We start from the raw sequence: 13,120 nt of genomic DNA, 5'->3' as shown, positions 1-13,120 counted from the left end.
TCTCAACCTTTCGTCCCTAGCCCGTCCGCTGGTGGGCGACGTACCATTGGAGCTGTGGCTGCTGGACTTATCCGGCCCGCCGCCAGCCGAGGGCATCGCCTGGCTCTCACAGGAGGAGCGCGGCCGCGCAGCCCGCTTCGCGTTCTCGCGCAACCGGGAACGCTATCTCAACGCGCACATCGCCCTGCGGCTGGTGCTGAAGGAATATTGCGGCCTCGCTCCGCACCGGCAGCGCTTCGTTCCAGGGCCCGACGGCAAACCTCAACTCACAGAGCCAGCAGACTGTCATTTCAGTCTCAGCTATGCGGGCGACGTAGCACTGATGGGGATCGACTGCGACAGCGCAGTCGGTGTCGATATCGAATGCGACCGACCCATTCCCGATGCCGACGAATTGAGCGCCCTGCACTTTCATCCAAGAGAGCAACTGGCGCTGTCCTCGCTGCCGCCACACTTTAGGCATGGCACCGGCTTTCTTCAGGGCTGGACCCGCAAGGAAGCGTGCCTGAAAGCGCTGGGGCATGGATTGACCATGCCGGCGGCGCAAATCCATTCAGGCCTTAAAGGGCGCAGGCCAGTGCGCATGGATGGGCAGATCGTTCTGGAGGTGGGCTGCTGCCCGCCACTGAACGGCTACACCGCCGCATGGGCGCGCACCATCGATCATGAGGATCGACGCGCCTAATCCATCAGGTTTCGCGCGGCGGCTAGCCGGTCAGTATGCGTTCTGCTGGCGCAGCACCGTCACGACCGTCTGCGCCAGGATACGCAGATCGAACCAGATTGACCAGTTGCGCACGTAGTAAAGGTCATGTTCCAGACGACGGAGCAGTTGCTCCTCGCTATGCGTTTCGCCGCGCCAACCGCAGACTTGCGCCCAGCCTGTCATGCCAGGCTTCACGTTATGCCGCGCTGGGTAGGACTGCGATATCTCTCCGAACAGGCGGCCGGCGGCGCGGGTCGATACGGCATGAGGCCTCGGCCCCACCATCGACATATGGCCCAGCAGAACATTGAGCAACTGCGGCAGTTCGTCCAGGCTGGTCCGCCGGAGGATAGCGCCAACGGCAGTGACGCGCGGGTCGTTTCGCCGCGCCTGCACCACGGCATCCGCGTCCCCAGAGACCTGCATGGTGCGGAATTTCAGGATTTCAAAGTCGCGGCAGTTATAGCCCTGCCGCTTCTGCCGGAACAGCACCGGCCCCGGCGAATCCAGCTTGATGGCGATCGCGACGATCAGCATCAGCGGCGCCAGCAGGATCAGTGCCAACATTGAAAGCAAACGATCTTCCGTTGCCTTGAGCAGGCGCTGCCCGCGTGAAAGCGGCCAGTCCAGCAATGTGAGGACAGGCCACTCGCCCAGCACCGTCACGGCATTCTGCGTCCAGGAAAAGCCGCCGCTTGCAGGCGCCAGGCGAATTTCGACCGGAGTATCCGACAAGCGGGCCACGATCGCGCGGGCCCGGTTTTCCTGCCCCTGCGGCAATGCGATGATGACCCGGTCAATCGCCCCAAGGCGGATCGCCGTCAGCAAGGCAGTAATGTTGCCGCGATAGGGCAACGCGCCGCCCTGCGGCATGGTCTGGAAATCGAGAGGTTCGGATTCATCGTCACAGTAAAAGCCCGTGAGTGAAAGCGTCAGTAGCTTGTGCTGCGTTATATAACGAACCAGTTCAGCCGCTTGTTGCCCGGTTCCGATCACGGCACTGCGTTGATCGAACACCCCGCGCCGCCGCAGGCCCGTCATTGCCGTAGCCATGCCGATCCGGCCCAGCGCTAGAGCACTGCCGCAAGCGATAGACCAGATATAGATATCGCCCGCAGCAAGCGGCATCCTGCCAAGCAAAGCGGCACTAAGACCAAGAACGAATAGCGTTACCCCTGCCCAGGCATTCAATGCCCGCATTACCGACCGACCCGCCGAAAGATGAGCCTGAAGTTCGTAAGCCCCAACGAGTTGGGCTATTACCGCGAAGAGAGCGCTAGACACCACCCCGATTCGATCGAGGCGAAGCGTCTGCATTTGTCCTTCGTAGTGCCCCAGCACCTCCCCTGCGAGCAAACTGGCTGCGACGATGAGACCTATATCGATGAAGCGTACAGCGCCTTGCATGCACTGTATCGGTATCGACCAGGCCCGACCGTCGGGAAGCCCGCTTTCTCGCAGGACACCATCGCCGTTACCGAGACTGTGAGGATCGGATGATAGCGCCGTCATTGGTGCCCCCAATGTCTAGGCCGCGTTGAATATATATCCCGGCGCCGCATCACCAATCATGCCGTTGCGGATGACATAGGCAATCATGTGAACGCGGTTTCTAGTGCGGGTTTTCAACCGCACGTTTTCAACATGCCGCTCAACCGTGCATGGTGCGATTGACAAAGTTAGTGCGACCTCTTTCGCGGACATCCCGCGAGCCACCAAGCAAACCACCTCAGATTCCCGAACGGTGAGTTGCAGATTGCAAAGTTTTTCGGCCATAATTTCCCCCATAAATTCATGAAAACAAGAGATTATTTTACTCAAGGCTTCACACTTGGAATTTTGGGAAATCGAAACTTCGCTGGCGACCCCTATAGGATTTTCCCATCGGTAAATTTATATAACACAGTTTGTAGTGCGAGCACCAGTTTTGTTCGCAGTACGTTTTTTTACGTACATCTATTGCCGTTGCATCGTAGCCGCAATCACCGGAAGATCGCGTTGCTGCCAGCAACTATGGTTGGTCAGATGTGCAACAAATTGGACTGACGGTATGGCTGATGGAGTTGGCGTAAGCATTGAAGGGCTGACCAACAGGGAATCGGAGATCTTGCGTGCAATTGCCCAGGGACTGTCCGCCAAGGAAGTCGCCAAGCAGTTGAACATCGCCCCGCGCACGGTGGAAAGGCACATAGATCATATCAGATTGAAGACGCGCACCCGCAACCGCTCGCACATGGTGGCCTTCGCTATCGCCAACGGTCTGGTTTGACCGTCGCGATCTCTGCCAGCGGTCGGACATGTCGATAGCACCGCGCAAGGTCGTGCCCCCAAACGCTCGCGCAATTGTTGGCGCGGCAACTCCTTCTTCAAAGCCACGCCAAGGCGGAAATTTCCGTTTCCTGGCACGTGCCGCGGCAGGAATGCTGGGCTGGCGTGTCAATGAGGCTATGGCAGATCCTTGCTTCGTCCTAGGTGCCGATATAAGCCAGTTGCTCTACACGGGCGTGTGATGGGCTGGCTGCTCATCCTGACCGTCCCGATGCGCCTGATAGCACTTGTGCTCTGGTTCATCGTCGGAGCCATGTGGTTCGCCGCCAGGTGCCGGAAGGCTCAAACTCCTGACATCCGCCAGTGATTACGACTACAGAAGTCCGCATGCGGGAAATGGTCGCCCCTGTCCGCATCGACTTTTTCTTCATCCACAAGCCGCATCAGTTCGCTCAGCCAGACGGTGGCGGGTGCGGGTGGTCGACGTGGCCGGACGAGTGGCCGATATAGTCGCCCATACGATCGTTGGTGACCCACGGCCCGGGCAAGTATTGCCCTGAGCCAGTGACATAGACTTGCATCGATTACTCGCTGAAACCCTTGGCGAGGATCGCGGCAAATCGTCAAGCTACAGGGATCGAAAAATTACGATCTATGTTCAATACAATTTATGAACAACGATCAATTTAGAATAAAATGTAGTGTTGTCAGCCCTTCAGCAATGGTCAAGCGCATTGGTGAGGCTCTCACGCACGCGCGCCAGAGCAAGCCCCGCCGGATCGCGTTCACCCATCAAGGCGAAGCTGCCATTGAGATCAAACGTGCAGTGGCCGTGGACCGTGGCGACCAGGGACCGGGCAAGCCGCGGTGCCTGGTCACGGCAAGATTCGGGCAGCGCTGCGGCTACCTCAGCCACCACGACGTCGGTCAGTTCGCCGCGTAGCAAGTCATGCTCGGGCGGCATGGCGGCGTCGGGTGGCAGATGATGATCGTAGATTGCCATCCAGGCATTGCGGTTGGACCGGGCAAAGCCGAAGTACCCTCCGACCAGTGCGCGGATGCGGTCTTCCCCGCCCTCTGCCAGCGCCTTGCGAATATAGTCGGTCCACAACACAAACGTGCGGGTGTTGATCGCGATGATTAGCCGGTCGTAGCTGCCGAAGACGTTGTAGAGAGTGCCGATGGTATAGCCGATCCGTTTCGCGACTTCACGAGCAGAGAAGCGCGCAAAGCCGACTTCGGCCATGTGCTTGTGCCCCTCAACGATGAGCATTTGTTCCAGTTCTTTGCGGCTATGATCTGATCGGCGTGCCATCGCGGATTCATAGGAAAATCGCCTTAAATTGTATAGTGTTTAATATTTATATTGAACAGCGATTAATACGGCGATACCTGTGTGAACAGAATCAACGGGTTGGGTACCGTCATGCGTCTGCAACGTATCCTGTTTGTATCAATTCCGGCCATTTCGTGGCCTTCGCCACGCTTCCGATCATGCCCCTGCCGGGTCTTGTCGGTGCCACCATGGCTGCAGCCGACTTGCGGGCGCAGGCCGATCAAACCTTCAATGCGTTCATCTTCTCGCCGGCAGTTCGCGCCAGGTATCGCACTATACCGTGCTAATTTTTCCGTCTCCCGAAGGCCACCGCATCGCCCAACGGCAAAGCATTCCTGCAGTCGCTTTACGCCAACCGGGCCGAGCACTGCTTCCCGCCCAGCGGCGAGAATCCGAAATTCAACAGAATGTGCTCCCGGTCGTCCGATCCCGACAGCGAGTGGCCGGACATGATGAACGGCATCATGGGCTCGCGGATCGTCAGTGTGGTCACGCCGCATGAAACCCTGGATACGACCGTCTGGTCCTGCAGCCCCTCTTCCGAAGAAGACCACGACGACAGCTACAGGCTGTGCCACGTGCGAAGCGCCGATGCGGCAACGCAGAAGGCGCGAAGCGAAAGCTGGCTGGTATTCATGAATTCGTTGAACTGAGGGTACCGCGATGAACAAAACCCGTTCCCCGCTGCTGCTCATGCCAATGGCCGCCACGCTTTTCCCCGCTGGACCCGCCTACGCGCAAGCCGCCCCCGAGCCATCCGTGCCCAAACACGAAGATGCCTTGGGCGCCATCTGCAAAACCCCCGTCCACGACGAGACCTGCATGCTGGAAGGCAAAGAAGTGTCCTACTGGCTTAGCCTGAACTCGAATATCGACGGCAAGAAGTGGTACACCGTCGTCGCCACCGCACGTAATCCGCCCGGCGAAAACGGTATTGCGTCCCCCTACACAAAACTTTCGCTCGCGCAGGTTACCTACGTGCAGGAAGGGGGGCGCTGGAAGCTGCTTGCCCGACAGATCGATTTTGGCGGGGTCTATCCCAGTGGCACAGCTGGCAATCCACCCGTGGAGGAGGACGGCCTGCCCCTCTTCGAAAAGGCGGTACCGGGCGGCATACTCATCGGTTACCCCACTTCCGAGACGGCTATGGGCGGTATCACCATGCACAATTACAACATGTTCCGCAGTGTGCCGGATAAGTCTGGCGAGTGGACTTATGCGGGCTCCATCAACATCGGTGCGGACAACAGCCTCGACTGCGATCAGGGGGCACAGCCCAATCGCTGCTACAACTCATTCGGCTGGCTGGCTACCACCGGCCGCAGTTCGAACGATGGCTGGCCGGAACTGGAAGGCAAGGTCAGCGGCACCACATCAGGGCCAGGCGGCAAAGTGCGCCCTGTGACCGAGAAGGAAAATGTCATCTGGAATTTCGATGCCGGCAAGTCCCTCTACATCGGCAGCGCCGCGCCCTGATCGCACTTGTCCCAAGGAGTTTGCAATGAAGAAAACGTCCAAAGCTACATTGCTGGCGCTGGCCATGGCTGCGCCCATGCCATCCCTCGCCGCGACTTGCCCCGCGAAAGATTTCAAGGGCTTCCTTACTGCCTTCATGGACGACCCGGCAGTCCAGCGCACACATGTCGCGGTGCCGTTGGCATCGAGCCACGTCGATGCCGACGCCCAGCCAGAACCCACTCCGGTTGAAGAGATGCTGGTCGCCGGCGAAATCGAGTTTCCCCTGATGCCAGACAAGGCACAGCGCGGAGCCCAGCGTCTGGAAACCAGCATAAGCATCCCTTCGGCCAACGACCGCGAAGTGAAGCTGGCGCAGTCCGACGGCGGCTATCAGCTGCGCTACCTGTTCCGCCGCACTGGCCAGTGCTGGACACTGGTCAAGATGAGCGACGATTCGCTCTGAAACCGCACCCTGCCACGAGGATCCGATCCATGTATTGTTCCCGGACGTGTAAATTGGTCATATGCTTCGCTCTTGCCGCTATGCTGCCATCGGCAGTTCAGGCGCAAGCGCCCAAGGCTACGCTTGCCGCGGAATCCCGTTTGCGACGCCCCTTCCCCAGCTTCTTCTCGGACTTCCAGAAAGCCGTGCTCGCCGACGACCGGGAACGGGTCGCCGACATGACGGCCTTGCCGTTCAAGGACTTCAGCGGTGCCGAACCGGCCCGCTCCGCCGATACCCGCGCCGATCTGCTGAAGAACTACGCGCGTATCTTCACGCCCGCCGTGATCGCCGGCATACGCGAAGGCCGCTTCCGTGCCTTTCGCCCGGGCAGCGATGACGGCGAAGCGCCGGGACCCATCGTCAAAGGCGAATATCTTCTCGACCTGCCCAATGAGACCGACCAGATCGTGTTCATACCTTGGGGCGGCAGTTACAAAATGGGCCGCATTCCCTTCTATTCGTGAGCACCTTATGATCGATGTTCAATTATTTTATTGAACATCGATCATTTATAGGTTAGGGCCAGGTCATCCATCCGCAGCCCTCGCGGTCACATCACGGTGGACAGATCGCCAGCCGAAAAGGACAGCGCCCATGAGCACCCTTTTATCGCCCTCGTCGCCCCCTCCATCCGAGGCTGACGCCGCACCTGCCGACTGGCCTTTGCGAGCTTGGGGATTGGCGCTGCTTGGAGCGTTCACCGGGCTGGCGATCCACGTCCTGACCCTGCGCCATGAAATTCCCCCGGCATCGGAAGAAGTCGCTCAGATCAAGCTGGCGCTTGCCACTTTCCTGGGTATCGGCGCGATATTACTAGGCTTCCTGGTCGAGCGAACAAGGCCGACGTGGACCTTGAGCTTCGCCGCTGTCGCCGGTTTTGTGGTGGCCCTCGCCACTTACTGGAACGGGCCGTTTAATTGGTACGGCTCGGCTGATATCTGGCAACCGGCCTGCGCTCTGCTCAGCGTGATAATCGCCGCGCCGCTTTTTCAGTCATGGCGGGGCTACCGGGACCAGGCCAATAGCCGCCTCGATATCCCCTATGTACAGGCCTACCATTACGCGTGGACCAACGTGGTACTGTGGTGTGCAGCCTGGGTCTTCGTTTGCATTGCCTGGCTGATGGCGCTGCTGCTGGGCGAACTCTTCCGGCTGATCGGCATCCGCTTGCTGCACGATCTCCTACAGGAGCACTGGGTTATCCTCATGTTGATCGGCGCCGCCTTGGGCGCCGGCATCGGCCTGCTGCGCGACCGCGAGCAGATCCTCGGCCTGCTGCAGCGGGTGGTCACCACTGTGCTGGCGGTACTCGCGCCGGTGCTGGCGCTGGGGCTCATCGTTTTTCTCGCGGCCATTCCCGTCACGGGCCTTGCGCCCTTGTGGGAGGCAACCAAGTCGACCACGCCTATCCTGCTGGGCTGCATTATCGGCGCTCTGTGTCTGACCAATGCCGTCATCGGCGAGACCGATATGCAGACGCCCCGCAGTCCTGTGCTACGCTTCAGCGCCCAGGCGCTGTGCCTGGCGGTGCTGCCGCTGGCGGTCATCGCCGCGATTTCCACCGGCAGCCGCATCCACCAGTACGGTCTTACACCCGACCGGCTCTGGGCGGTTATGTTCACCGGCATCGCCTGCGCTTATGGTCTGGCCAGTTTGGTTGCCGTGATACGTGGCCGGTTGGCTCCAGCTGCTTATCTGCGCACGGCCAACCTGCATCTTGCAGTCGCCCTGTGTGCACTGGCTTTTCTGCTTTCGACGCCGCTGGTCAGCTTCGGGGCGCTTTCCACCCGCGATCAAGTCACGCGCCTGAGAAATGGAACCACCCCTGCCGATAAGTTCGACTGGCGCGCGCTGCGTTTCGAATTCGGCTCTGCCGGGGTTGAAGCTGTGCGTGACCTTGCCCGGACCGGCGCCACGCCGGCAATCCGCGCGGCCGCTGCCGAAGCGACGAAGGCCAAGAGTCGCTGGGAGGTTTCCGACTTACGCCTGGAAAGCCCTAAGCCCGTCATCGATCAACAACGCCTGACCATCCTGCCGCGCAAGATTGCGCTACCCGATACACTGCTCGCCAGGCTGCCCGACTATAATGCTTGCGGCCTCGAAGATCCCTGCGCGGTGGTATACAAAGCTGGAAGCGATGAGGCGGTTGTTCTCCAAGGCACGCGCGTCAACATATGGAGGCGGGAGGGCAATGTCTGGTCGAACGAGCCCGGCGACAAGACTTTTCCCGGAACCGAACGGGTCAAGCAGATTAACGCCGGCATCGCGTCCGGCAAAGTAGAACTGCGTGATGTAACCCGGCGCCAGATGTTCGTAGACGGCAAGCCCGTTGGCGATCCTTTCGAATGACGTCTGCCCGCTTGGATATGCACGCATGAGGGCTCGGCCAGCGCGTGTTCAGGTATCGGATCAAGGTGGGTGGCGCCGACTATCCCTAAAGGTAATCCACTCGATCTGCGCGAGCATCGCCGAACTCGGCACGATGTCCGGCAACGGCCGATATTGACTTTGACATGAGCAAATACGGCCGGGCAGCGATCCAGCCTCACCGCGCTGAGTCAACCCGGGCAGCCAAATACCAGCATCGAATTATCGCTGCTCAATAATAAATTGAGCAGCGATAATTCGATTGCGCAGCATGAACATGCACGGTTGGAGAGACTGCTTCACGCTGACAGATCGGATTGACGGGTCACCTGTTCAGGCTGCCGCGGGCAGATCGCGCGTTCGGCCCAGTTGCGAAGCGGTTAGGCCTTGGCGAAGCAGCGCTCGTTCCATTTCACGGAAAGGCCTTCGCTGATGGTGCCTTGGGTCGTGTGGCGGGCGATCGTTCCCATGAAGTGCCACTGGCCCCTGACCTGATCCGGTGTCAGGTCCAGCGAAACATATCCGCGGCGGCTGGTATCGGCGAAGGCCAATCCCGGATTGGCACCGCGCAGAGCCTTGGCCAATTCAGCAGGCGCCAGTGCGGGCAAATAGGTCTCGTAGCCCGGCGAAGTGACCGAATGCCCGGCATATTCGACGCCGGCCGCAACCCCTTCAATCGCCAATTCGTTGCCCCAGGCATTGTGGCTGTCACCCGAGAGGACGACGAGGTTGCAATCGGCCTCGCGGGCGGCGCGAAGCAGGCGTTCGCGCGCGGCGGGGTAGCCATCCCACGAATCCATGTTGAACGGCAGTCCGGCCCTGGCCGCAGCAGCGATGGCCATGAGCGCCTGCCGGACCTTAGGGTCGCCATCCGCCGGAACGAGGTCCCCCATCTGTAGCGGAGCCTTGAGCGAACCCATCACCACCTGCTGGGCAAGCACCTGCCAGCGCGTGCCCGACTTTGCGGATTTGGCCAGTGCGCCGTGGAGCCAGGCTTCCTGCCTAGTGCCCATCAGGGTGCGGTCGGGAGCCATCCACGGACCGTCGCGGAAATCGGCCAAGGCCTTGGCGACGTCCGCCTTCCCGGCCATCACCGATCCGAAGTCCAATTGCTGGTTGCGCGCAGTGATGCGGGTTTCCGGGCGGAAAAGCGTAGCCAACGAACCGATCTCGAAGCTGTCGTAAACCGCATCGGACACCGGCATCCATTCCCGGTAGGCCTTTTCCGCCGCTGCCTTTCGGATGGACCATGGGCCTTCCTTGTCGCTCTGGTGATTTTCGGCGCCGTCCTTCCAGGCGTCGTTGGCCAGTTCGTGATCATCCCACTGCGCGATCATCGGAAAACGCTGGTGCAGGCGGCGCAGGTCCGGGTCAAGGCGATAGCTGGCGAAGCGCAGCCGATAGTCGGCCAGCGTCACCGTTTCATTAGCAGGTTCGATCATGCGCCCGGCCATCGGGTTCTCGGGATAATGACCGTATTCGTACTCGTAGAAGTAATCGCCGACGTGGACCACGAGGTCGAGATCGTCACGCGATGCGGCATGGGCATAGGCGTTGAACCAGCCAAATGGCATGTTCGAACAGGAGAACAGGCCGATGCCGAACCGGTCGACCTCGCCCACCGGCAGGGTGCGCGTGCGGCCTTTGTCGCTCATGCTGCCATCGGGCGCGATGAAGCGGTAATTGTACCATTTACCAGGCGCCAGGCCATTCACCACCAGTTTGGCGCAGTTGTCATGCGCCGGAGAAGCGACGACATCGCCGCCGCCCGCGATCTTGCGGAAGGTTTCGTCCTCGGACAGTTCGCAGCGCAGCTTGGTGTCGCCGCTGCCGACATAGCGGGTCCACAGCAGCACCGAGTGAGGTCCCGGCTCGCCGCTGGCAACGCCGTGGGTAAAGCCGCGGGCGGTGAGGATCTGGGCGACACCGGGCGTAGACATCGCAGCGAGGCCGAAAGCGCCCGCGCGCAGCAGGAGACGGCGATCGAGGTTAAGAGTCATGGTCGGTTTCCTGAAAGATGCGATCAGTAGCGGGCGGTGAATTCGATGCCGTAGGTGCGCGGTTCGGCGGGGATAAAGGTGGGGTAACCGAACGATCCGCCGGTATTGCCCGCATCGAGCAGGTAGTTCCTGTTGGTCAGGTTACGAGCATAACCGGCGATCTGGAAGCGGTCCTCCATCAGCGACACGCCGCCGCGCAGGTTCACCAGCGTGACCGGGGCCTGACTGATCGCCTCGGTGTTGGGGGTCTCGAAGTAGATCTTGCTGCGGTATGTCACGCTGGGTGACAGGAACACACTGGTCCGCTGCGAGATTGGCGCGTTGAGGTTAAAGCCTGCCGACCACTGCCATTTGGGCTGGAGACGGAACCTGTCGCCCGCGAAGTTGCCGTTGCTAGCCTTGTCGTCGATACCGCCGCTGATGAAGCCGACATTGCCGAATGCGCGCAGCCAGTCGGTCAGACGGGCTTCAACTTCACCTTCGACGCCAAGGTTGCCAGCCGAACCGGCGCTTACCGTCCGCGAACCGCTCGCGCTTACGACGTTGACCTGAAAATTACTGTAGTCGTTGTAATAGATGCCCAGCGACCCTGACAACATGCCGGCCTGGCCTTTCACGCCCACTTCGTAGTTCCAGACGCTCTCAGCGCGGATGCGGTTTTCGGCCACCACATAGCTGCCCGCAACTGTAGCGCTGCCCAGTTCGACCACTGGCGAGCGGCGGCCCTTGGAGACGGTTGCATAGAAGTTGATCCCAGGCGTGATGCGATAGAGCGCGTTGAAGCGCGGCAGCACCGCTGCGTAGGAACGCTGGGCCTGGAACAGAACTCCGTCGGTGTCGACGATCGGCAGGAGTTGCTGGCCGTATAGCGGCGCGGCAGGCTGGCTGGTAGCATAGCCTGAACGGCGCTTTTCGATCAGGACACGCGCGCCGGCAGTCAGTTCCAGCGCAGAGGTGGCCTTCCAGGTGGCATCTCCGAACATGGACCAGGTCTGGTTGCGGCCTTCGTTCTTGTACCAGCTCTGATAGGGCACCGCGGTCGCCAGTCCGCCGCTGGCAAGGCCGGTTGCCAGTGAGGCGGGGACGGTGTTGTCCGGGGCTACGCAGGCTAGGCCGGGAATGATGTTGGCACTGCACTGCAGATAAGTGCCGACTTCGGAAGACAGCGGCACGTACTGGGAACTGTCCTCGATGATATAGTTCCAACCGAAAGAGGCACGCCACTTGTCGTCGGTGTAGGTGAAACGGCTTTCGTGGCTGGCCTGCCAGCCCTTGGCGCGCTCGGCGAATTCGAGATACCAGGCGGCGGAACCATCCGCATCGAACACTTCGAGCGCGTCGAAATCGCGGTAGCCATTGACGGTGGTGAAGTTCCAGCCGTCCGCGAAGTCCCAGCTGAGGGTCAGGTTGGCGTCGTAGACATCACGATCGAGGCCCAGTTTGTCGGAGCCGAGAACCTGCTTCGATAGCGGCGAACCTCCCAGATAGGCGGCGCCATAAAGACCGTCCACCGAAGTGGAGCCCAGGTTTTTCGACAGGAATGGCGTGCCCGAATTGCGTTGGCGGTCATATGTCACCACGAGGTCGGCGGTGAAGTCGCTGGTAGGCGTGAAGCGCAGCGATCCGCGCAGCCCGAGCTGGTCTTGGGCATAGAGGTCTTCCTGATCCGGCGCCAGGTTCTCGATGTAGCCGTCGCGCTTCTTCCATTGGCCAGCGATACGGGCAGCGATCACGTCGTTGCCCATATTCACGAACCCTTCGATGCGGCGGGCATCAAGGTTGCCGTAAGCGCCGGTAATCGAGGCGGAAGTTCCGGCTTCAGGCTTGGCCGAGACGAAGCTGATCGCGCCGATCGTGGCGGCTGTGCCGAACAGCGTCGCCTGCGGCCCCTTCACCACTTCCACGCGGTCAAGATCGTAGAGGCCCTGATAGGCCCCGCGCGAACGCGAGATATCGACGCCGTTGTAATAGAGTGAAACGCGCGGTCCCTGCTGCGCCGAACCGCTATCGGACGTGATGCCGCGGATCACGAATCCGGGATTGTTGGCGCTTTGGATCTGGACGTTGAGCCCCGGCACGTAGTTCGACAATTCGCCGATATCGGTTACGCCCAATTCGCGCATACGCTCACCGGTCTGGACCGAAAGCGTCATGGGAACGTCAAGAACGCGCTGCTCCACTTTCTGGGTAGTCACTATGATCGAGTTGGGATTCTCGTCGCTCATGGCGCCGTCTGCTTCGGCGGCGAAGGCGGCGTTCGGCACCATGGCCAGCGCAGTTCCGGCGAGAAGAGTTGCTGCACAAGTCGCGAGTTTCATTTTGAATTACCTGGATTTGTTGGGTTGAGAGGGGGCCTAACCGTAGTCCATGACGGCTCGAAGGCGCTCTCGTCTCTCTCGTGTGACATCAGTGATATGTGTCCTCGACGACACATGCGGTCCTTGTGACTGGCGCCTCCCGTACCGGCACCCATCACGACC

13 protein-coding genes are annotated in these 13,120 nt (G+C 60.5%); 8 read left to right on the top strand and 5 right to left on the bottom strand.

The window, feature by feature from the left end; all coding sequences use genetic code 11:
• Positions 1-31 precede the first annotated feature (31 nt).
• Positions 32-685, top strand: a complete 654-nt coding sequence (locus tag V474_RS09370) for a 4'-phosphopantetheinyl transferase family protein (RefSeq protein ID WP_148649338.1) — start codon at positions 32-34, stop codon at positions 683-685.
• 30 nt (positions 686-715) lie between these two features.
• Here V474_RS09370 and V474_RS09365 read toward each other — a convergent pair whose 3' ends face one another.
• Positions 716-2,047 (bottom strand): undecaprenyl-phosphate glucose phosphotransferase, encoded by a 1,332-nt coding sequence (locus V474_RS09365; protein ID WP_236711152.1) that lies wholly within the window; start codon positions 2,045-2,047, stop codon positions 716-718.
• Here V474_RS09365 and V474_RS26545 point away from each other — a divergent pair.
• Positions 1,928-2,206 carry a hypothetical protein gene (locus V474_RS26545; RefSeq protein ID WP_059151232.1) on the top strand — a complete coding sequence of 93 codons (279 nt, stop codon included), beginning with the start codon at positions 1,928-1,930 and terminating at the stop codon, positions 2,204-2,206. The genes V474_RS09365 and V474_RS26545 overlap by 120 nt on opposite strands.
• 27 nt (positions 2,207-2,233) lie before the next feature.
• Here the strand turns inward: V474_RS26545 and V474_RS09355 are convergent, their stop codons facing one another.
• A complete protein-coding gene (locus V474_RS09355) occupies positions 2,234-2,482 on the bottom strand; it encodes a response regulator transcription factor (RefSeq protein WP_082057843.1) in 249 nt (82 codons plus the stop codon).
• Between the two features lie 274 nt (positions 2,483-2,756).
• Here V474_RS09355 and V474_RS09350 point away from each other — a divergent pair, with 274 nt between their 5' ends.
• A complete protein-coding gene (locus tag V474_RS09350; protein ID WP_059151230.1) occupies positions 2,757-2,975 on the top strand; it encodes a response regulator transcription factor in 219 nt (72 codons plus the stop codon).
• A gap of 714 nt (positions 2,976-3,689) precedes the next feature.
• Here the strand turns inward: V474_RS09350 and V474_RS09345 are convergent.
• Positions 3,690-4,289 (bottom strand): TetR/AcrR family transcriptional regulator, encoded by a 600-nt coding sequence (locus V474_RS09345; protein ID WP_059151229.1) that lies wholly within the window; start codon positions 4,287-4,289, stop codon positions 3,690-3,692.
• 470 nt (positions 4,290-4,759) lie between these two features.
• On the opposite strand from V474_RS09345, the gene V474_RS09340 reads away from it, so the two are divergent.
• The 5 genes from V474_RS09340 (at position 4,760) to V474_RS09320 (ending at position 8,622) form a co-directional block, all read left to right on the top strand.
• Positions 4,760-4,963, top strand: a complete 204-nt coding sequence (locus V474_RS09340) for a hypothetical protein (protein WP_148649337.1) — start codon at positions 4,760-4,762, stop codon at positions 4,961-4,963.
• Positions 4,964-4,973: 10 nt separating this feature from the next.
• Positions 4,974-5,786 carry a hypothetical protein gene (locus V474_RS09335; protein ID WP_059151227.1) on the top strand — a complete coding sequence of 271 codons (813 nt, stop codon included), beginning with the start codon at positions 4,974-4,976 and terminating at the stop codon, positions 5,784-5,786.
• A gap of 25 nt (positions 5,787-5,811) precedes the next feature.
• The gene (locus V474_RS09330) at positions 5,812-6,231 is read left to right on the top strand and encodes a hypothetical protein (protein ID WP_059151226.1); all 420 of its coding nucleotides are present in this window, start codon (positions 5,812-5,814) and stop codon (positions 6,229-6,231) included.
• 140 nt (positions 6,232-6,371) lie between these two features.
• Positions 6,372-6,737, top strand: a complete 366-nt coding sequence (locus V474_RS09325; protein WP_148649336.1) for a hypothetical protein — start codon at positions 6,372-6,374, stop codon at positions 6,735-6,737.
• Positions 6,738-6,951: 214 nt separating this feature from the next.
• Positions 6,952-8,622, top strand: a complete 1,671-nt coding sequence (locus V474_RS09320) for a DUF4153 domain-containing protein (RefSeq protein ID WP_059151224.1) — start codon at positions 6,952-6,954, stop codon at positions 8,620-8,622.
• Positions 8,623-9,020: 398 nt separating this feature from the next.
• Here V474_RS09320 and V474_RS09315 read toward each other — a convergent pair whose 3' ends face one another.
• Together V474_RS09315 and V474_RS09310 are read right to left on the bottom strand one after the other, a co-directional pair.
• A complete protein-coding gene (locus V474_RS09315; protein WP_059151223.1) occupies positions 9,021-10,640 on the bottom strand; it encodes an alkaline phosphatase D family protein in 1,620 nt (539 codons plus the stop codon).
• A gap of 23 nt (positions 10,641-10,663) precedes the next feature.
• Positions 10,664-12,958 (bottom strand): TonB-dependent receptor, encoded by a 2,295-nt coding sequence (locus V474_RS09310; protein ID WP_059151222.1) that lies wholly within the window; start codon positions 12,956-12,958, stop codon positions 10,664-10,666.
• Positions 12,959-13,120 lie beyond the last annotated feature (162 nt).

It is taken from the genome of Novosphingobium barchaimii LL02, from assembly GCF_001046635.1.
In the GTDB taxonomy this organism is placed as follows: domain Bacteria; phylum Pseudomonadota; class Alphaproteobacteria; order Sphingomonadales; family Sphingomonadaceae; genus Novosphingobium; species Novosphingobium barchaimii.
The sequence above is the reverse complement of the archived record's forward strand: the minus strand, read 5'-3'. Positions and strand labels throughout refer to the sequence as shown.